Annotated in this window: 22 protein-coding genes; 1 reads left to right on the forward strand and 21 read right to left on the reverse strand. The window is 45.1% G+C overall.

The window, feature by feature from the left end; all coding sequences use genetic code 11:
• Window positions 1-256 precede the first annotated feature (256 nt).
• Window positions 257-1741 (forward strand): DUF1846 domain-containing protein, encoded by a 1485-nt coding sequence (locus K1J10_RS03045; protein WP_006595123.1) that lies wholly within the window; start codon window positions 257-259, stop codon window positions 1739-1741.
• Window positions 1742-1850: 109 nt separating this feature from the next.
• On the opposite strand, the gene K1J10_RS03050 is transcribed toward K1J10_RS03045, so the two are convergent.
• From K1J10_RS03050 to K1J10_RS03150, 21 genes are all read right to left on the reverse strand, one after another.
• Window positions 1851-2006, reverse strand: coding sequence for a hypothetical protein (locus K1J10_RS03050; protein ID WP_223355829.1), 156 nt, complete (start codon window positions 2004-2006; stop codon window positions 1851-1853).
• Between the two features lie 96 nt (window positions 2007-2102).
• Window positions 2103-2918, reverse strand: coding sequence for a 2-amino-4-hydroxy-6-hydroxymethyldihydropteridine diphosphokinase (folK, locus tag K1J10_RS03055; RefSeq protein WP_164555447.1), 816 nt, complete (start codon window positions 2916-2918; stop codon window positions 2103-2105).
• Window positions 2919-2944: 26 nt separating this feature from the next.
• Window positions 2945-3499, reverse strand: a complete 555-nt coding sequence (gene folE / locus K1J10_RS03060) for a GTP cyclohydrolase I FolE (protein WP_048717524.1) — start codon at window positions 3497-3499, stop codon at window positions 2945-2947.
• A 1-nt stretch (window position 3500) separates the two neighbouring features.
• The gene (locus K1J10_RS03065) at window positions 3501-4805 is read right to left on the reverse strand and encodes a bifunctional folylpolyglutamate synthase/dihydrofolate synthase (protein ID WP_223355830.1); all 1305 of its coding nucleotides are present in this window, start codon (window positions 4803-4805) and stop codon (window positions 3501-3503) included.
• Between the two features lie 16 nt (window positions 4806-4821).
• Complete coding sequence (gene folP, locus K1J10_RS03070) at window positions 4822-5778, reverse strand: dihydropteroate synthase (RefSeq protein WP_223355831.1); 957 nt, start codon at window positions 5776-5778, stop codon at window positions 4822-4824.
• 158 nt (window positions 5779-5936) lie between these two features.
• Entirely contained in the window at window positions 5937-6611 is a 675-nt protein-coding gene (locus K1J10_RS03075) for a CPBP family intramembrane glutamic endopeptidase (protein WP_223355832.1), read from the reverse strand.
• A gap of 151 nt (window positions 6612-6762) precedes the next feature.
• Window positions 6763-7959: an acetate kinase gene (locus K1J10_RS03080; protein WP_023022080.1), complete on the reverse strand. Its 1197-nt coding sequence runs from the start codon at window positions 7957-7959 to the stop codon at window positions 6763-6765.
• A gap of 48 nt (window positions 7960-8007) precedes the next feature.
• On the reverse strand, window positions 8008-8961 hold the full coding sequence (locus tag K1J10_RS03085; protein WP_223355833.1) for a class I SAM-dependent methyltransferase: 954 nt from the start codon (window positions 8959-8961) through the stop codon (window positions 8008-8010).
• A gap of 31 nt (window positions 8962-8992) precedes the next feature.
• Window positions 8993-9439, reverse strand: coding sequence for a competence type IV pilus minor pilin ComGG (gene comGG, locus K1J10_RS03090; RefSeq protein WP_223355834.1), 447 nt, complete (start codon window positions 9437-9439; stop codon window positions 8993-8995).
• Window positions 9405-9857 carry a competence type IV pilus minor pilin ComGF gene (gene comGF, locus K1J10_RS03095; RefSeq protein ID WP_223355882.1) on the reverse strand — a complete coding sequence of 151 codons (453 nt, stop codon included), beginning with the start codon at window positions 9855-9857 and terminating at the stop codon, window positions 9405-9407. The genes comGG and comGF overlap by 35 nt, the downstream gene beginning before the upstream one ends.
• Window positions 9841-10134 (reverse strand): competence type IV pilus minor pilin ComGE, encoded by a 294-nt coding sequence (gene comGE, locus K1J10_RS03100; RefSeq protein WP_048717510.1) that lies wholly within the window; start codon window positions 10132-10134, stop codon window positions 9841-9843. Before comGE ends, comGF begins: the two co-directional genes overlap by 17 nt.
• Entirely contained in the window at window positions 10100-10525 is a 426-nt protein-coding gene (gene comGD, locus K1J10_RS03105; RefSeq protein WP_042507426.1) for a competence type IV pilus minor pilin ComGD, read from the reverse strand. Before comGD ends, comGE begins: the two co-directional genes overlap by 35 nt.
• Window positions 10494-10763, reverse strand: coding sequence for a competence type IV pilus major pilin ComGC (gene comGC, locus K1J10_RS03110; protein ID WP_048717660.1), 270 nt, complete (start codon window positions 10761-10763; stop codon window positions 10494-10496). Before comGC ends, comGD begins: the two co-directional genes overlap by 32 nt.
• 1 nt (window position 10764) lies before the next feature.
• Window positions 10765-11004, reverse strand: coding sequence for a hypothetical protein (locus K1J10_RS03115; protein ID WP_223355835.1), 240 nt, complete (start codon window positions 11002-11004; stop codon window positions 10765-10767).
• Window positions 11005-11116: 112 nt separating this feature from the next.
• Window positions 11117-12571: a peptidoglycan amidohydrolase family protein gene (locus tag K1J10_RS03120; RefSeq protein ID WP_223355836.1), complete on the reverse strand. Its 1455-nt coding sequence runs from the start codon at window positions 12569-12571 to the stop codon at window positions 11117-11119.
• A gap of 1 nt (window position 12572) precedes the next feature.
• A complete protein-coding gene (locus K1J10_RS03125; protein WP_223355837.1) occupies window positions 12573-12905 on the reverse strand; it encodes a phage holin in 333 nt (110 codons plus the stop codon).
• A gap of 2 nt (window positions 12906-12907) precedes the next feature.
• Window positions 12908-13207, reverse strand: a complete 300-nt coding sequence (locus K1J10_RS03130) for a hypothetical protein (RefSeq protein WP_223355838.1) — start codon at window positions 13205-13207, stop codon at window positions 12908-12910.
• A 3-nt stretch (window positions 13208-13210) separates the two neighbouring features.
• Entirely contained in the window at window positions 13211-13444 is a 234-nt protein-coding gene (locus K1J10_RS03135) for a hypothetical protein (protein WP_223355839.1), read from the reverse strand.
• Window positions 13445-13446: 2 nt separating this feature from the next.
• Window positions 13447-13890 carry a DUF1366 domain-containing protein gene (locus tag K1J10_RS03140; protein WP_223355840.1) on the reverse strand — a complete coding sequence of 148 codons (444 nt, stop codon included), beginning with the start codon at window positions 13888-13890 and terminating at the stop codon, window positions 13447-13449.
• Between the two features lie 12 nt (window positions 13891-13902).
• Window positions 13903-15909 (reverse strand): DUF859 domain-containing protein, encoded by a 2007-nt coding sequence (locus tag K1J10_RS03145; RefSeq protein WP_223355841.1) that lies wholly within the window; start codon window positions 15907-15909, stop codon window positions 13903-13905.
• A complete protein-coding gene (locus tag K1J10_RS03150; RefSeq protein WP_223355842.1) occupies window positions 15909-18962 on the reverse strand; it encodes a phage tail spike protein in 3054 nt (1017 codons plus the stop codon). The genes K1J10_RS03145 and K1J10_RS03150 overlap by 1 nt, the downstream gene beginning before the upstream one ends.
• Window positions 18963-18964 lie beyond the last annotated feature (2 nt).

Raw genomic sequence — 18964 nt, forward strand, 5'->3', positions numbered from 1 at the left:
TTGTGGTAGAATAATTAGTAGACATGTTCATCTTCCTTTATGCTGTTTTTCGCAATTCTAGTATATCAGATGAACGTATCTTTTGTGTTGCACTTCATTTTACAACAGGGCTAATTGTTTTAAACCCCCATTTTGGGGTTTTTTTGATATAATACTGAATGAATATTGCAACGGGTGTTCTTTTGCACTCCCCTTTCCCTATGTGAAAGGCGGAGCACCGCTAAAGATCACCCTCGCTTCTTTATTGGAGGTTTAAATGAAGAAACAAGCTTTTAGTTCCGAAAAGTATTTGAATTTGCAGCGCGATCACATCCTCGAGCGCATCAACCAATTTGATGGCAAGCTCTACCTAGAGTTTGGAGGAAAAATGTTGGAAGATTTCCACGCAGCTCGTGTCCTTCCTGGTTATGAACCAGATAACAAAATTAAGCTTCTCCAAGAACTTCGTGACCAAGTGGAGATTGTGATTGCTATTAATGCCAATAACATTGAGCATTCAAAAGCGCGTGGTGACCTAGGAATCTCTTACGACCAAGAGGTCTTCCGCTTGATCGATAAATTCAACGAATTGGGCATCTATGTTGGCTCTGTCGTCATCACTCAGTATGCTGGTCAACCAGCTGCAGACCTTTTCCGCAAGCAGTTGGAAAAAAATGGCATCGCCTCTTATCTCCACTACCCAATCAAGGGCTACCCAACGGATATGGACCACATCATCTCTCCTGAGGGAATGGGGAAAAACGACTACATTCAAACTAGCCGTAATCTCGTTGTCGTGACAGCTCCTGGTCCTGGTTCTGGTAAATTGGCGACTTGTATGTCCAACATGTACCATGACCAATTGAATGGCATCAAGTCTGGTTATGCTAAATTTGAAACCTTCCCAGTTTGGAACCTGCCTTTGCATCACCCAGTGAATTTGGCCTATGAAGCTGCTACTGCAGACCTTGACGATGTCAATATGATTGACCCATTCCACCTCCAAACCTATGGCGAAACAACGGTCAACTACAACCGGGATATCGAAATCTTCCCTGTCTTGAAGCGGATGTTGGAACGCATCCTTGGAGAATCTCCTTACGCTTCCCCAACAGATATGGGTGTGAACATGGTCGGCTTTGCCATCGTGGACAATGACGCAGCGATTGAAGCCTCTAAGCAAGAAATTATCCGCCGTTACTACCAAACCATTCTAGATGTGAAGGCAGAGCGTGTCGGAAACGGAGCTATTAAGAAAATTGAACTCTTGATGAATGACTTAGGCATTTCACCAAAAGACCGCCAAGTCACCGTCCTTGCCCGTCAAAAAGAGGAAGAAACCGGTGAACCTGCCTTGGCACTGGAATTGCCGAACGGAGAAACCGTGACAGGTAAGACTTCTGACTTATTTGGTCCAACGGCAGCTGTTCTCATCAACGCCATCAAGAAATTGGCCCATATTGATAAAGAAACCAAGTTGATTGAGCCAGAATATGTGAAACCAATCCAAGGCTTGAAGATCAACCACTTGGGCAGTCGCAACCCTCGCCTCCACTCAAATGAAATCCTCATCGCCCTCGCCATTACCGCCATGAACCATCCAGAGGCAAATCTTGCCATGCAAGAATTGGGTCGATTGAAAGGGAGCGAAGCCCATTCAACAGTCATGTTGACAGACGAAGATAAGAACGTTCTTCGCAAACTGGGCATTCATGTGACCATGGATCCAGTTTACCAATACGATCGCTTGTACCGCAAATAAAGAAAGGCAAGGCTAGACCGTTGGTCCTAGCTCCATATACAAAAAATCCCCTGAGTGCCTGAACCAGTTGGCACCCAGGGGATTTTTCATAGTTTAATTGGATGGAGAGTTACCTCTCCTTAAAAAGATAGAGGCCCACAATCAGTATCGAGACAAGGAGAAGGGGATACACTTCTTTTGGCAGTAAGTCCGTTTCCAAACTCAACCAAAGGAAAAAAACAGCCAAGACAATCGCGATCAACCATTTTACAAGATAAGATTTCATGACGCCCACCTACCCCTAATCTATTTATGCATAGTATACTCCTGCTCAGTCAACCTGTCAAGGTAAAAAAGGTAGTTGACCTAAGGGTCAACTACCTTATGTTTCTTTCACAGCCTCCCACAGTTGTCGGATCTGTTTTCTTTGGACAGGATCCACAAAGTAAGGAGCAATTTCATTCAAGGATTCTAGGACAAATGCCCGTTCTGCCACATACGGATGAGGGAGAATCAAATCTGGACTATAGAGGATCAAATCCTCCATATAAAGGAGATCCAAATCGATGACCCGTGGTCCCCATTTGATCTCACGAATCCGGCCCATTTCTAGTTCGATTCCTAGCAAGGTCTCAATCAAGTCTTGGGGCGTAAACCAAGTTTCGACCTCTACGACTTGGTTGAGGAAGCTATCCTGCTCAACCCCTCCCCAAGGTGCTGTCTCAATCTGAGAAGAGGTTTGGAGAATCGTAAGCCCCTTTTCTTCTAGTCTAGATACAGCCGTCTCCAACTGTTGTCCCTTATCGCCCATATTGGTTCCCAGACCAATAAAGGCTCGTCTTTTTTCTCGTTCAATCGTGACCGAACAAGTATCCAAAGGTAGAGGAACTGGCGCCCAAGGTTTTTTCAGCTCAAGTCGAACCTTTTTGACAAAGTCATAGGTTGCAAAAATCTTCTCCACAAGCTGAAAAGCTACTGTCTCAATCAAATCAATTTTCTCAGCTTGAACCCAATTTGTCAGTTGCTCTGCTAAGATTCCATAATGGATTGAAGCCGTCAAATCGCCCGTCCGAGCAGACTTTGTCATCTCATAATCGACACAGACATCCAAGACAAAGCGCTGCCCCAATTCCTTTTCAGCGGAAAACACACCATGATAAGCATAAATTTCCAAATCTTTGATCCGTAATTGATCCACCATCGTCACCTCAGTTTATCTAGGGATTAGTGTCCCATCAGTTTATAGGCTTCGTTTTTCAAGTCTTTATCTGTCTCGAACAAGCCACGCGCTGCTGTCGTTACAGTAGCTGTCCCTGGTTTGCGTACCCCACGCATGTTCATGCACATGTGCTCTGCTTCCACCCAGACAAGGGCTCCCTGCGCTCCCAGATACTCCATCAAGGCATCCGCGATTTCCACTGTCAAGCGCTCCTGGATTTGAGGCTTTTTGGCATACACTTCCACTGTCCGAGCTAGCTTAGAGAGGCCCGCTACGCGCCCATTTGGGATATAGGCAATGTGGACCTTGCCATAGAAGGGCAAGAAATGGTGTTCACACATCGAGTGGAAGAAGATATCCTTTTCTACCACCATATTGTTGTCCACAATCTCAAAAGATTTTGATAGGTGGACTTCCGCAGTTTGGTTGAGACCTGCAAAAATCTCTTGGTACATCTTGGCAATACGTTCTGGTGTTTCTTGCAAGCCCTCACGGCTTCCGTCTTCACCGACTGCGTCGATAATCATCTTCACGGCTTCTTGAATTTTCTTTGTATCCATGTCATCTCCTACTGATTTCTTCGATTAGAAAGGCTCTCACTTGAGCCAAAAAGTACAAGGATCCCGTCACTAAGAGGAGATCAGATTGTTGCGATTTTCTTTCTAGATATTGGGTTAAAAACACCTTCCATTCTTGATAAGGCAGGCCTTTTTGATGGGCTATTTCCTGCATGTCTCTCACGGAATAGGCGCGTGAATCCTCAAAGGTCGTCAAGGTTAATTGACTCTTTTCCAATCCGCTCCATAGTTCTAGCATCTCCTCAATCGCTTTAGTCTGGATACAGGTAAACAAGACTTGTTTGTCCAACTGTCCATACCGTTCTTTTATGGTGGCTACAAGAGGGGCTACTGCATGCGGATTATGGGCGCCATCTAGAATGATGAGGGGCTGGGTCGAAATAACCTCTAGGCGTCCCGGCCACTGGACCCCTTCCCAAGCTTGGAGGATTTCTTCTCGGCTTAAGAAAGAGAGCCCCTTTTCTTGACAGAAGGTATCGCAGAGAGCCAGGGCCAGTCCAGCATTGTCGACTTGATGAAGTCCCAAGAGCCCTGTCTTTAGTTGCAGTTCTTCCCGATACTGGCTCTGATAGCCAAAAACTTCCCCGTCTGCCAGTGACTCTTGGTAGCTAACTAAAAAGTCCTGACCTAACAGCTCTACTGGTGCCGATAAGCAGTTCGCCCGCTGCACAATGACTTCTTGGGCTTCCAGTTCCATCCGGCCTAGCAAGACCGGAATCTTTTCCTTGATGATTCCCGCCTTCTCTCGAGCAATGGAGGCCAAATCCGGCCCTAAGAGAGCCACATGGTCCAAGCCAATCGTCGTGATGGCTGTCAAAATAGGCTGACAAACATTGGTACTATCGAGACGACCACCCATGCCCACTTCCAAAATGACCACATCCGGCTTTTCTGCTACAAAATAATCAAAAGCCAGGACGGTCATCAACTCGAACTCGGTCAAGCCCAGCAAGGTCTGATCAGAACTGTTTTTTGCAAGTAAGTCCTGATAGAGGGACAGATAAGTTTCTAAATCCTGATCTGAGATGGGAAGCCCATTAATACTGATTTGCTCATGAAAGGAAACTAGATAGGGGGAGGAGAAAACACCAACCCGCAACCCTTTCGCCTCTAGTAAAGACCGTAAATGGGCTAGGGTCGATCCTTTTCCATTGGTCCCAGCTAGATGGATTACAGGACAGGTTAAGTGTGGGTTTCCCCTCAAGGCCAGCAGGGCTTCCATTCGCTCCAAGCCAAAATGGGGCTCGGAAGAACGATAAGTAGCTAACCAACTGAGATCTACTGTCATATCTCTTCTCTTTTCTTTAGCGATATTGTTTCAAATGAAGGTCCTGCGCTTGATCGGCTTGGTAGATCGCACTACCGATAGCTACCGCCATCTTATGGAGGGGGATATCATGCACACGCACAATTTCTACCCCTTGGCTGGCAGCCACACTCGTCAAATGACTGGATGCCAAATCCCGATTGTAGAATCCTTCTTTCGTTTCAGGGTCAGTCTCAAATCCCTCTTCTTCCAGAATATTAACCACAAAGCGCTTCCGAGAGACTCCTAAAAAGATTGGATACCCCTTAGCATGAATGGTTTTTAAGTCCTGCAAAAGTTGGAGGTTTTCCCGCTTGGTCAAGCCAAAACCAATCCCAGGATCTAAGAAGAGTTGATCCGGACTCAATCCCGCCTCCTCTGCTAGCTCAAGGCTCTTAGCAAAGAAGGTCCACATGCAGTCTTGGATAGAGAGACCTTCAAACTGCGCCAACTCCTCTGATGAAAAGGCCGGCTCAAAACCAAAGGTCGGAAAAATGACGGAACTTGGATGATGAGGACGAGCCATGACTGGATTAAACATAAGAATGGCTCCAGCCTGAGCTTCTGCAATCACCCTCGCCATTTGCGGATCTCCTAGCAAGCCAGTGATATCATTGACCAAGTCTGCACCAGCTGCTAGGGCTGCACGAGCGACCTCTGACTTCCAAGTATCAACCGAAATCAAGATATCACTCTCTGTTCGAATCGCTTCAATGACGGGCACGACTCGCTGGATTTCTTCCTGAATTTCCACAAAATGACTCCCCGGACGTGTGGACTCCCCACCAATATCCAGTATGCTTGCTCCTTCTGCTATTAACTTTCGAGCTTGCTCGAGAGCTCCTTCTACCGTTTGGTAGCGCCCCCCATCTGAAAAGGAGTCGGGGGTGACATTGAGGATGCCACAAAGAAGGGTCCGATCCTTGCCTAGTTGTCTCCATTCACTCTTTGACATATCTTCCTTCATCTTTCTAAGAAAAGCCAACCAAGCATAGAAAAGAGGTTAGAATCTTTCCAACCTCCGAGTTTGTCTCTATCTGCGCCTAGATGCTTCTTTGGTAGCTTACCAAAGCTTCTGAATAAAACCCATTGGTCCTATCATTCTACCATATTTTAAGCGGGAAGAAAAGAAACCAGAATAGTTATCAAAAAGGCAAAAGCATTCATGGTAAAGTGCAATAAAATCGAATATTCTACTCGTTTGTAGCGGTAGGCAACCCAAGTCAAGATGAGGGACATGCCTCCATAGATGATCCAGGAACCAAGATTACTTGGTGTGTGTAAATAGGCAAAGACAAGAGCCCCAACCAAATAACCAATTTTTTCGTGCCCCTTAAAGATCAAGCGGGGAATCACAGCTCGACAGATAATTTCTTCTCCTAAAGGCGCCACTACGACAATGAGCAAACCCATTGCCAGCTGAGGGGCCAAGGAAGCCACCCCTTGGATGGTCTCTTGGTTAGCTGTCGTCGCCTCTCCCAACTGTCGAAGAAGGTTAACCCCAAGAGCATTATTGGCCAGCAACAGGAGAAAATAAAGGAAATTTCGCCCAATATCTCTGCCTTTGATTCGTGAAAAATCTAGTGAATCAAGTGGACTCCATTTCATAAACCACCAAAGCAAATAGACGAGGAGCATGGTAACCCCAAGGACCAAACTATTGATTGTCCAATTTGACCAAGCATTTTCAATCCCCAAGATCAAAGCGATCATGGGTAGTTGAGTCGCTATAAATAACGGTAATCCAATTAGTAACCACAGACCATTTGAAACCCATTTTTTCTCCATCCAATTTTCCATTATTTTACCTCGATTATCAAACTATTTTTCTAGTATAGCATAGATGAGCTACTGGAGCAAGCCCATGTAGAAGTCACACAAGAGAAAAAAGAGGCGCTTCAAATCAGCCTCTTCTCTCTTGTTTTTTTAGAATAAAGTCTTACCCCTTATTTTTAAAGCGTTCAACATCACGGGCAATGACTAATTCTTCGTCCGTTGGGATGACCAAGACTCTCACTTTAGCATCCGCTGTTGAAATATCTCCTTCTGCACCAAAGACATTCTTTTCTGGATCAAGCTCACAACCAAACCAAGTCAAGCCGTCAATGACTTGTCCACGGATCGTCTTAGAATTTTCTCCAATTCCAGCTGTAAAGATGATGGCGTCTGCTCCATTCAAGACAGCAAAGTATTGACCGATATATTTCTTAATACGATCGACAAAAATGTCGTTGGCCAAAAGTGCCTTGTCATTTCCACTGCGCATGGCTTCGTGAATATCACGCATATCGCTAGAAAGCTCAGACACCCCTAGAAGACCAGATTCACGGTTCAAGATACGACTAATATCTTCTGGACTGTTGAAGTCCTCTGTGTGCTCCATCAAGTAAGGAATAATGGCAGGGTCAATATCCCCTGTACGTGTTCCCATCATGATGCCACCAAGTGGTGTGAAGCCCATAGACGTATCGACAGAAATCCCTTTGTCTACCGCTGTAATAGAAGCTCCATTCCCAATGTGGCAGGTGATTAATTTCAACTCTTCGATTGGTTTTCCAAGAAGCTTCGCAGCTTCGTGGGCTACATACTCATGGCTGGTCCCGTGAGCCCCATATTTACGAACCTTGTTTTCTGTATAGTACTTAGTTGGAAGAGGATAACGATAAGCTTTTTCAGGCATTGTTGTATGGAAAGAGGTATCAAATACAACAACGCTGGTAATATCTGGTAACAATTCTTTAAAGGCACGGATCCCAGCAGCGTTGGCAGGGTTGTGCAATGGAGCCAACAAAGAAAGTTCCTCAACCTTTTGAATGACTTCTTCATCTACAAGAGCAGACTCTTTGAAGTACTCGCCACCTGCAACGACACGGTGCCCTACTCCAGTGATTTCATCGTAGGAAGAAATAATATCGAAACGAATCAAATCATCGAGAAGGATTTTAACCGCTTGTGTGTGGTTCTCGATATCTAAAACCTGTTTTTCCGCTCGACCGTCAAATTTTACTGTCGAAATGGAATCTTTAAGGCCAATTCTCTCGATGAGCCCTTTTGCCAAAACTGTTTCTTCTGGCATTTGGTATAATTGCCATTTCAAACTTGAACTACCTGCATTAATTGCAATTGTTTTCGTCATTTTTTTACCTCTTTAAGCGTTTTCACTCCTATTATAGCAAAATTTTGTTTAAATTTCACTTTCTTTATTCCAGTTTCGAAAACTTTCACGGAATTTCATGAGGTCTTCCTGGTCTTGCAAATCAGTCAAAGGATAGACAAATGGTTGGACCACCGCTTCTTCTTGCTTGCGGAAAACAAAGATGGTTTTTGCTAGATTGGCTGATCGAAAGAGGTTCTCTGGCAAGGTCACCATGGCCAAGACCTGAGCATGATCCTGCATCCATTTTTTCAGCAGAGGACTCTGCTCACTCGTCAAGAGATCATTCGGAGCTAGAAAAATAGCGACGCCACCTGGTTTTAAGTATTTTAGCGATTGTTCGATCAATAAATGATGGGCATAGGTGTGGCCCTGAGGGGAAGCGACCTGGTAACGACTCGCAATGGCATCATCTGGATAATAACCGACAGGTAAATCGCTGATAATCACATCGCTCTCTTTCAAAACTTGTGGACGAATGGCATCACCTTGGGCAAAATTCACATCCGCCTTCATCACTTCTGCCATACTAGCCGCAAGGTCAATCAAGAGATCATCAATTTCCAAGCCCAAATAATCTAAGGAACGCTGACAGTTGTTCATCAAGGTTTGAGCTAAGTTCCCTGTTCCACTCCCCATTTCTAGCACATCAACTTGATCGGAACTAGCCAACTGATCCACTAGGAAGACCAGAAGAAATCCAATCCCATCTGGCGTAAATTGGTGATTGGCTTGTAGGGGCTCTGTTTGGGCAGCCTTCATCAAAAGATACTGGAAGGAGCGACGCCACTCTTCCTTGCTCAAGTTCAAGTCCTTCAGCCGCTGGTTGTTTTCCTTCACTAGAGTCAACTCTGTTTGCCCATCCAGATAGATGGCATTCTGCTCCACTAGAGCATCATAAAAGTTGGTCTGCAAATCATTTTGAATAGTTTGGGTATTCTCTAATAGGTAGCCGTAGGCTTTCTCAATTTTTTCGAAATTCATGCTTTCCTCCATCTCTTAATCATATCAAATTTTAAGAGTTTTCGCTATGCTTTTCGAAGGCCTGAGGCTTCTCTTCCTCAGTTGTGGTCGGGTGGTCTGTAGCTGTATCTGGAGCCTGCTTCTCCTTTTCCTTCTTGTCGGTTTTTTTCTTTTCCCGAGAAGGTAGAGCAAAGGTGAAATGGTAGCTTTCCCCATCTTGTAAGCGACTCGTTACGTTGGCAAAGCCCGATTTTTCTTCCAAATCGACTCGACCAGTTGAGAAGGTTATGGTTTTTTCTTCCCGATCCCAAGTATCAATCGCCAATTGAGCTTGCGCATAAGCCTGGATCCGGTGCTGACTAGCAAGGAGGATCCGTCTCTCTGCCACTTGTCTGTTCAGGTAAAACTGAAGCAAGAGACTAAAAACCGCCGACATAAAAAGGGCATAAAGAAGGATCCCGCCCTCAATCTGCTTCTTTTTTATCCTTTTCCACCACACGGTAGACCACCTCCCTTTCTAACCCTTCTTCAAAGCGCAGTTGAATAGACACCAGATCTCCTCTTTTTTCAATCCAGACGGATTCAACTCCATCTATCATCGGTTGATAGCCACGGCCAGTCGCATCTGTCTTTCGGATATCTCCCCCCTTAGCCAGTCCAATGGCTATGGGTTTTTGATCCTGAACAAGATAGAGTTTGTTGTCTCTGACCTCTTCAAATTGACTACGAGACAATTCAATATCCAGCTGGTCCTGAAAGAGTAACCATTCCTCTTGCTTGATGTGACTTTGGTACTGGAGTTCTTGACGCAAGAGGCTTGTCAATCCTTGAAACACCAATAAACCACCGCTAATGACGAGCAGGGCAACCAAGGCCTCCAATAAAGTAAAGGCTGGCAGTTTAGTTCTTTTCAACAGCAATCACAACCTTTCCTTCATGATAGACCTTTAAGGACTTGGCAGACCTCTCCACCTGGACACTGACCTGATTGATGTTCAATTGATCTTGCCTTGTCTGGATCGCCATTTTTGCGACGCGCAAAACTTCTCCTTGTCTCAACTCTTCTAAACGCTGCTGTCGCGAGTCCCCTAGCTCTCCCAGCACAAGGGTCGTGAGGACACCAAACATCGCTAGGGCGATTAGGCCTTCTAACAAGAGACTAGCGGGGAGCCGTCGATTTTTTAATTTTTCCATTCCCAATTGCCAACTGATAGGTCACCACCTCTTTCTCTGTCTGAAATTGAATCTTGGTCAAGCTTGAATTGCCTCCTGCTGGATCAAAGGTCAGTTGCTTCTCTCTGACCACTTCCACCCCTTTTGGAAGCGGTAATTCTTGATAGGGACTATGAACCCCACCGTGGTCGATGGAAAGGAGAGCTCTCTCCTCTTTTGCAATACTCATCTTTTGTGTCTCCTGATAGACCCGTTCAAATTCCGAGAAAAACAATGTTTCTTCCACCTGCCCAAAGGCTTGATGGACTGACCCAGCTAGCAGCCAACATAGAAGACTGACGATACCTAGAGTTAGTAAGCTCTCTAGAAGGGTGAAAGCTTTAATCTGCAACCGCACGGTGATCACCTGCATTCTTCACATAGTGAGCACGGTAGGCTTCTGCTTGTTTTTGAGTGATTTGTCCTTCTGCGACAAGCTTAGAAAGACTAGCTTTTTCATTCTGATGATTAAGTTCATAGAGCTCAGCCTGGCTCTCCACGACTTTGACAACTGCTCGATTTCCTGTATCTGTTACCGAATCTTTCTGCTTGGTCAAGTTCGGAACAAAGAGCAAGAGAAGAACGCTGATAATAAGCAAAACAACTAACATTTCAATGAATGATACTAAAATTACTAGTTTTTGACACAGACCTTACATGAGCCTTAATCTCCTTGGTACGCTTTAGCAACTCACAAGCTAGCTGGTAGTTATCCAGTTCCTCATCTGCCAGGACTAACTGCCATAGCTTGTAAAACTGTCCTCTGTGCTTGATGTAGACTCTGCACCAGTGCTCCACTCCATAGCTAGAGTACTCAATGCGGTCAAGTTTGATACGTTTGATTTTTGTCATTTTGTTTCCTCCTTACCTAGATATTCGTAAAAAGTCAAAGAAAATGCAAAAAAGCCCCTAGGATTTTTCCTAAGGGCTTAATGTATCTTATGCTGAAAGGAGTATACCCTTTCTAAACTGGTTTTTTAGAGATTGTGTAGGTTACGCCATTGATGGTAATTTCAATCCCCTCAATGTTGACCTCAATCTTGTCTGTGCTACCGACATTATCGACGGTACCAACATCAAACTTAGCTAGTGAGCCATTTTCAGCCTCAATAGCTTTCAGACGGCTTGACATACCTACCAGGTAATTATCATAGCCTGTAGCAGCGTAGTCATAGACTGCACCACCGACCTTAAACATGCCTTTGACAGCCTCGCTAAAGGTCTTAGCACCGCTGACCTTGTAAGAGCCGTCAGCACGTAGCAGATAGAACCAGTCAGTCAAGAAGTCATCTACAGAGGCGTAGTGCATGTAGTTTCCTCCCTCGCTAGCTGGTCTAGCTGAGCCTTGGGTTACTGTCACACCGCTAGGACGCTCTCCTTTATCTGTCCAGGTCATACCGCCCCAGTTGTTATCAACCTTGCCCACTGCTGAGGTGCCCCAAAGCCCCTCAAAGTGTAGGACTGTGATAGCGTAGCTAGGTAGGATATTGTGTTCCTTACACTTAGCAAGAATAACATCAAGGACAGATTTTTTCAGGATTGCCCCGTTAAAGGACAAGTCACCGTCCTCTTTTGTGATTTTGGTGTCTGTCGCTTCACCAGTTGCCCCAGTTTTCTCCGTCTTAGGTTCGGTGGAGGAATTTACCACCTCACTTTTTGGAGCGTCTGAGGGCGTTTTAGGGGCGTTTCCTGATGTGCTACCTTTTAGGATTTCAGTAACCCGTTTTTGGACTGCGTCATAGTCAGAGCCTAGGGCTTTCTTACGCTCCTCACCGTTGCCGTGCTTGCCTTGGATGACTTCCTGAGCAAGTTGGTCAATCGTCTTTTTAGGTGCCGTAGCCTTGCCATTGATGACTGCCATGACAGCCTCATATTGATTGCCAAGAGCTGCCTTGCGGGTATCTCCGTTGCCGTACTTACCCGCCAAGGTTTCTCTAACCAAGGTATCAAGGTCTTTGCCTGATGGTGAGGTTGAGGGCGTGCTTGCTTGGTTCGCCAAGCGGTAAACATAGCAATACATCCAACCGCTAGCAGCAGCTGTCTGATTGTAGTTATTTACCGTGATACCGTTGTGAGCGTAGTTACAGTGGATGATGTTGTCAGGGTCAATAAAGATACCTGTGTGACCTCCAGCACCGCTAGACTGTCTACGTCGCCCCCAGATAAAGACATCACCACGCTTAGCGTCCCAGTCCTGATTTTCAGCAATGAGTGTATAACCATTCTTGATGAGCCAATCATGCTCATACTCTGTATTTACCGCCCAGCCCGCTGAAATTGCTCCAGCGCTCATAAGGGCAAAGTAAACAGAGCTAGAACAGTCGTAGGAGCCTGGACCGTTTCGGTAGTCCATTGAGTAGGTGACCTTGCCAGCTCTTGCTGACATCCAGGCAATGGCTGTCTCTATGTTAATTCCCATGTCAGTTACCTTTCCATGCTTCGTTAGCTTGCTTGACAGCAGCCTCAAGGAAGTTGTCAATTTGAGAGTTAGTCAGGTAGATGTTGTACTGCTCTAAGCCTTTCTTGACAATATCCTTGGCATGTGCCAGCTTTTGCTCTCCGTGAATGTCCAACTTTTGAGCAACCTGCTCAGTTGCACTGACTGCATTTTTAGCAAGGATTTCTGTAATTTCTACAGCTTTTTGACCACCTTTAGCGATAAGGTACTTTTTGACTGCCTGAACAGCAATACCTGCTAAGATAACCAGGATACTCATTGCCCCACTGGCAATAATTTCTGTGATTTGGTTCATTGTTAGTCTCCTTTTTCGATTTCATCCATGCGGTTATTCATTCTGACCATTTCTTTCTGAATGTCACCGACTGTGTGAGTGATGGTGCTTAATTCCTCAGTTGTTTTTTCCAAATGAGTCATCAAGCGCTCCTCTCTCTTGTTTGAGTCTGCTTTTGAGTTCTCGTGAAATTCCATCAGTTTCTTTTCCCGCTTGTCTGAGGTACGGACTAGAAAGCCCGTAACAATGACAAACAAGATGATGAAAAGAATTTCCCAAGTGAATTGACTCTCTGCGATTTTTTGAGCCTCATCAAAGGGCATAGGCTACTCCTCCTTTGTTTCGGCGACTTGTTCAGAGAGCACCTCAATTACAACCTCACGTAGGTTGAACAGTTTAGGCACTTCATCAACGGTGTAAGTCCCAGCAACCACTAAGGCTACCCATGATTTGACGATTTGGTGATTTTTCTTGAATGTGTAAGTGAATTTTTTCATTTTAATTTTTCCTTTCGTTAGTAAAGCTGTTCCAGTGATTAGACTGCTAAGAAGTGTTTTCATAGCTATCCCTCCTGTCCTTCTTGCCCCTCTGGGCTTGTTTCTTCGTCCGTAGAGGCGCTATTTATCAAAGACATAACCAACTCAGTTAGCTCTGAAACTGCTGAGTTTACAGTCTCTTGATTGTGCTGAGTGGCTTGTTTTGCCTCCTCAGTAGCTTGCTTAAGCTCTTTGATGGCTTTCTGAGATTTCTCAATCAGCTCATCATACTTAGCGATTTTTTCGCCAACCTCATTGAATTTCTCATTTTCGGCACGTTGTGGGAAATTCTCTTGATAGATGACCTCTAAAGCTAGCTCAAGTAGCTCTGTGTTGGGCAAGTCAATCTTGTCAGGGGGTAAAAAAATAGGCACATTAGCGCCGTCTGCGTTGACTAATGTAACCTTGGTGGTGGACGCTGTGCCACTAGCGTCATATTCTTGCGATTTTGAACCATATTCTAGTTTCATGCGGTTTCCTTTCTAAATCATGATTGTCAGCTGACCTCTGTAGATAACATTGTTACCTGTAGACAAAGCGTGCATATTGCTAGTTCCTTGGTTTATTTGTACATGAGTGTTATCACTTCCACCTATGCTCCAACCAGCGATTACCTGCATATATGATTGGGGGGCTTGCCAGACATTTTTAGGTATGTCAGCAAAGGTAATTGTCTGACCATTGCCTTTGAAATCGTACTTGACTGTCAAGATATCCCCAACACGCTTGTAGTAAGTGCCAGGAAAATTAGCTGACTGCCAGCCCGTATTGATAAGGTTGGTGTGGTCAGTAAATGCTACTTCTTTCCACTTAGTAGGTTTCCAACTTTTAGCGTCGTTGTAAACACGGATAAAGTGCCGCCCGCTACCTACAGCTGTAAAAAATTGAGCGCCTTTCCAACTTTCTAGCCAGTAGTTTTGAAATAGTCCCCATTCTCCATTTTTGCCAGTGGGGTTATCGTCATATTTACCGCTACGCCAGCCAATGACCGTAGCTTGTTTATTCCAACCATCATCCCACTGACCAGCCCCCATACTCAGCTGACCATTCGACTGAGTAAGCTGATACTGTTGAACAGGCTTATCATTGGCATAGATGTCACCCTTGACATCCAGGGCACCACGTTCTCTGATTTTGTTGACACCGACCCCGTTTCTGTCGTAGGAAAAAACCACGCTTTCCGTGGCTACATTGACTGCAAACTCTGTCCGTGTGAACTTGTCTTCTAGTGTCCCGATAACGACCCAAGACTGATTAGCTAGGTAATTACCAGCTAGATTAGCTTGTGAGTTGACCAGGCTAGATATACTAGTCCAGGAACCAGCAGCCGCTCCAGTGTCAGGGGTGTAGGTATTAGTACCTAATCTAGCAACCTTGAAAGAAAGCGTCATAGAGTTCTTTTGGCTACCTGATACAGCTAGAGGCGCTACTTTGGCATTTCTAGTCACGGTAAGAGTGCTAGAAGTTGCACCCGTCCTAGCAATGCTAAAGCTAAGGGCTGGAGCAAAGTACTCAAGCACCGTGACAGAGACATCTCTAGTATCAGACCAACGTCCACGGCTATCAGATACACTTGCCCTGACCGTGATAGCACCGCTGTAATTCATAATACCCAGGGTGCCACCGTTGACATTGGTAGTCTGGTTCTTACCGACTATCTCAGCACGGTAGCCCGTGATGTTTGAACCGTAAGACCCACTTGCACCGTTGAAAGCTACCTTGATGTTAGAGATAATCTGAATGAATGTGTTAGCGTTTGGTACCACGTTCTGAGCAGCTGTATTAGAGTCTGACAAAGAAACGCCTGTAAAGGTTGGTTTCATGCTAGCTGGGACACTTGCTGTCAGTGTAGCTGACTGCGTCCCTGTCCTAGTCCCTCCTGAATAGGTATCAACGTAGATAGTCCCTGTGCCCGTTGCTGAGTTCGGGATGTCGTTAGCAAAGTCAAGGGGGATAGTCCACGTTGCAGAGGTATCTACATTGCTTGCAATCGTTCCTGACTTGTTGCCCCAGGCATAGCGGACAGTATGCTTAAAACTAGAGCTTTGACGGCTGATGTTGATAGTGACTGAGCTACCAATAGTACCAGCACCAACGCTGACAGAGCTAGACCGTGGGATAGTCGTTAGGGTGAATGAGTTACCCCCGATAGACAGCGTCCCAGGAGACCATCCACCACTACCGTTAAAATGAGCAGATAGACCAAAGGACTTAGTCCCGTCTGCATTGTGCCCAATTGTGATAGTCTCATCAATCAGCATGATTGTAGAGTTGTAACTTGTCATGCTAGGGCTGCCCGACCAATTCAAGCGCCGTCCGTTCAAGTCTACCCATGCAGAGCAACTATACTGAGCAAAGGCGGTAGTTGTATTCAGCAATGCAAGCCTTACTCTGACTTGACTGCTATTGCCTGAGATATTTTGAGAGGTTTGGTCAATCCATAGACGGATACGGTAACCTCTGTCATTATTTGACCAAAATTCAGCCATTAAGCACCTCCTACGTATCTAATAACATTCATGTCTGCGTTGAGATGGTATTGTTCCTCCCTAAACCGTCCAATTTGGATTGTCTTAGAGAAAATACCATTTTCAATGTGGATAACCCCTTGAGAGATATACATGACCTCCACCCCTGCTGAGTACATTGAGATACGACCGTTAGGGTTGAACATCATGCTAGAGCTACCATCATTCTTACCAATTACCAGCCCATCATTTGATGAACTCATGTAGGTATCAATGAAATTCCAGCGGTCTGATAACTCTCCAAGGTCTTTAGCAATGTTAGAAACACGCTGAGTAGCTGAAACAAGGTCTTTTTCTGCTTGTGCTCTTGCCTTGTCGTTAGCTTTGACATAGTCTTGATAGGCTTTAAGCCAGTTGTCCAAGGTAGCAGCACTAGCTTTAGCCTCTAGTTCAGCTTGGATGATACCCGCTTTCTCATTGAGAGCGTTGAGTTGCTCCTGAGTAAGGACATTGTCAGCTTTTGAGTCTAATTCAGCTTTGATGTCTTCAGGAGCTTCTGTGTGGTCAGTTGATATTGTCCCAGTCTCTACCTTAGGCAAAGCAATCCAAACAGTAGCTTTTGTGAATATGTGTAGTATTGCCTCGTTAGTTGCATTAGCTGGCAAAGGGGCTGTTAATTGAAAACTAAAATATTGCCAATTAGTCCCAATAGATAGCTCTTTGGTGGCTGAACGATAACCAGCACGCCACAACATGACCGTATTAGATACAGTAGATTTCGCCCAAAAGCTCATCATGACGCTTTTATTCTTCATTTCAGCCTCTGTACCTAATCGTTCATCTCCACCTGTCCTGAATGTAATTTTTTGATTATTTCTAGTACCGTTAAACGTTGATACAACTTTTAGAGTGTTAGCACCTCTATATTTTGTATTGACATCAACTGATACAGATAACTGCCCTTGTGTTTGCTCATTACTATCATCTAAGAAATATGTGGAATAAGTCTTTTTTAAATCAAATTTGAATTTTGAATTAAGAAAAAGATTTCTTCCTCCAACTTCCACCAAATCAAAAAGCGCTGTCCATTTGTACCTGGTAGGGTCTTGGCTGTCTGCCTCTGTAAAGTCTGTCAGCGTACCTAGATAGCGTTTGTTGCTGCTATCTGAGGTGCTAAAGCCGTCACGACCGTCAGCAGAGTTAGCCCACGCCCTATGAAAGTATGGAGTTCTGCCATCCGCTCCTGGTTTCCCAGGGATACCTTGAGCACCATCCTTACCATTTTGACCGTCTGGACCTCTCCACTTAGTCCAGCGATAATCAGCGGGGTTCTTGCTATCGGTGATATTGAAATCAACGTAGACACCTATATAGGCTTTATCTGCGTTGGTTTGACTAAAGCCACCGCCTGAGATTGTGTCAGCGTAGGCTAAGTGAGTGTATTGAGTACGACCGTCAGCCCCTTTAGCTCCAGGGATACCTTGGTCACCCTTGGCACCTTGTAAGCCTTGGAGACCTTGCAAGCCACGCTCACCACGCTCTCCTCTATCCCCTTTGTCTCCTTTATCGCCTTTCTCTCCACGGTCACCTTTAGCTCCTTTGGTGCCATCAGAGGTATTCAAAAAAGTAACCTGTTCAGAGGCTACTTCCTGATTATCTACCCAGGCTGACACCGTCAAAACCATTGTCTGATTGATGTCAGCAGCTTTGACAATGTAGCTAGGGCTAGTTGCTTTGATTTCACCATTCACGACCCAACGCCAGCCGCTATTGATAACCTTGTTGCCTTTCATCAAGGTAGGAGTCACTACGGACTGCCCTTGACCATTTTTAAAGGCTACACCATTGTCAGTAGCAACCTTGATAGTATAAGGCTTAGCGTCTTCTATCATTTGGTCTAGCCGTTGCTGGATACCTTGTGACAGACGATTTTCAAGAGCCTTAGCGTTGGAGAAAGTGGTCTTGTTGTTTTGAGGATTGGTAAAGCTGATAGCTTGCTCAGATACCCTCATCTCAAGCAAGAGCGTAGGGCTAAAACCGTCATCATAGACTTGTACTGTGTCCCCTATCTCTAGGTCAGCAAAACCCTCAGCCTCGTAAGTTACAGCGGGGTAACAGTTCTTTTTAAGCTCACGGTAAGCCGTTGAGCGGATAACCTCAGGATTGGCACTCTCTACCGTCATGTCCTTTCTTGTCCACTGGTCAAGGTTCCCTGTATTGCTTGTGAATGTTGACGGGTACATCTGCATAGAAAGAGGAGCGTACAACGCCGCTCCTGACTGATAGAACTCACGCTCACCCCTAGAGTTATTGACAGACCAAGCACCAAGACCAGAGATGTAGATAGTATTTCCTTGGTCATCTCGCCCTGTTGGTACAACCATGTTGTAGATATTGGTCTTGTCTATCGTCCTAGTGAGCGTTTTGAGGTTTTTACCATACTTCAAGACTGTAGGGCTGACCCGTCCTACTCCTTGGTGGGTGTCGTCGTTTTCATGATAAACATTGACTACAAATGACTTGATAGAGCTGTTAGCGTTGAGGTGGGTGTCAAACTCAATTTCTGCACCAAACTTCTTAGCTAGGCTAAGCAGACGGTTCAGCTTAGTATCTGTACCCTCCCATTCAGCAGAAATTTTCTGAGTAGAAATCTCATTGACCCCGATTTTTAAGAATGTAAAGTTTAGCAAGTCCATAGCGTCACAGTATTCTTTGAAACTCATTGACCTAGGAGACTTATAAGGGTTTGCATACTCATTGATAAGTTCAAGGTTTAGATTGATACCGTAACACTTGATAACTTGCTCATTCTCTTCGACCTTGCGGATCGTATGCAAGTAATCCTTACCCTTGTATCTAAACGATACAAAGGCCTTTTCGTTGAGGTAGTTATAGGCTTTTTTCTGGCCAGTGCCCGAGGTGATAGCCTTTTTAAAGACGGTAAAATCAAAAGTACTAGACCCAGTGTCCAGATATCTTGTCCAGGTATCGTTGAAAAAGTTCAGAGTGCCTTGTTTTGAGTTGTCAATAAAGGCTACTTTCCTCAATCCTGAGTCATGTATTGTTAATAACATAG

It is taken from the genome of Streptococcus australis (genome assembly GCF_019930045.1).
GTDB classification, from domain to species: Bacteria; Bacillota; Bacilli; order Lactobacillales; family Streptococcaceae; genus Streptococcus; species Streptococcus australis_D.

Coding starts and splice junctions, on each gene's coding strand:
- K1J10_RS03045 (WP_006595123.1), top strand. CDS start 257: ATGAAGAAACAAGCTTTTAGTTCCGAAAAGTATTTGAATTTGCAGCGC.
- K1J10_RS03050 (WP_223355829.1), bottom strand. CDS start 2,006: ATGAAATCTTATCTTGTAAAATGGTTGATCGCGATTGTCTTGGCTGTT.
- folE (WP_048717524.1), bottom strand. CDS start 3,499: ATGGATACAAAGAAAATTCAAGAAGCCGTGAAGATGATTATCGACGCA.
- K1J10_RS03065 (WP_223355830.1), bottom strand. CDS start 4,805: ATGACAGTAGATCTCAGTTGGTTAGCTACTTATCGTTCTTCCGAGCCC.
- folP (WP_223355831.1), bottom strand. CDS start 5,778: ATGTCAAAGAGTGAATGGAGACAACTAGGCAAGGATCGGACCCTTCTT.
- K1J10_RS03075 (WP_223355832.1), bottom strand. CDS start 6,611: ATGGAGAAAAAATGGGTTTCAAATGGTCTGTGGTTACTAATTGGATTA.
- K1J10_RS03080 (WP_023022080.1), bottom strand. CDS start 7,959: ATGACGAAAACAATTGCAATTAATGCAGGTAGTTCAAGTTTGAAATGG.
- K1J10_RS03085 (WP_223355833.1), bottom strand. CDS start 8,961: ATGAATTTCGAAAAAATTGAGAAAGCCTACGGCTACCTATTAGAGAAT.
- comGE (WP_048717510.1), bottom strand. CDS start 10,134: ATGGAAAAATTAAAAAATCGACGGCTCCCCGCTAGTCTCTTGTTAGAA.
- comGD (WP_042507426.1), bottom strand. CDS start 10,525: ATGCAGGTGATCACCGTGCGGTTGCAGATTAAAGCTTTCACCCTTCTA.
- comGC (WP_048717660.1), bottom strand. CDS start 10,763: ATGTTAGTTGTTTTGCTTATTATCAGCGTTCTTCTCTTGCTCTTTGTT.
- K1J10_RS03115 (WP_223355835.1), bottom strand. CDS start 11,004: ATGACAAAAATCAAACGTATCAAACTTGACCGCATTGAGTACTCTAGC.
- K1J10_RS03120 (WP_223355836.1), bottom strand. CDS start 12,571: ATGGGAATTAACATAGAGACAGCCATTGCCTGGATGTCAGCAAGAGCT.
- K1J10_RS03125 (WP_223355837.1), bottom strand. CDS start 12,905: ATGAACCAAATCACAGAAATTATTGCCAGTGGGGCAATGAGTATCCTG.
- K1J10_RS03130 (WP_223355838.1), bottom strand. CDS start 13,207: ATGCCCTTTGATGAGGCTCAAAAAATCGCAGAGAGTCAATTCACTTGG.
- K1J10_RS03135 (WP_223355839.1), bottom strand. CDS start 13,444: ATGAAAACACTTCTTAGCAGTCTAATCACTGGAACAGCTTTACTAACG.
- K1J10_RS03140 (WP_223355840.1), bottom strand. CDS start 13,890: ATGAAACTAGAATATGGTTCAAAATCGCAAGAATATGACGCTAGTGGC.
- K1J10_RS03145 (WP_223355841.1), bottom strand. CDS start 15,909: ATGGCTGAATTTTGGTCAAATAATGACAGAGGTTACCGTATCCGTCTA.
- K1J10_RS03150 (WP_223355842.1), bottom strand. CDS start 18,962: ATGTTATTAACAATACATGACTCAGGATTGAGGAAAGTAGCCTTTATT.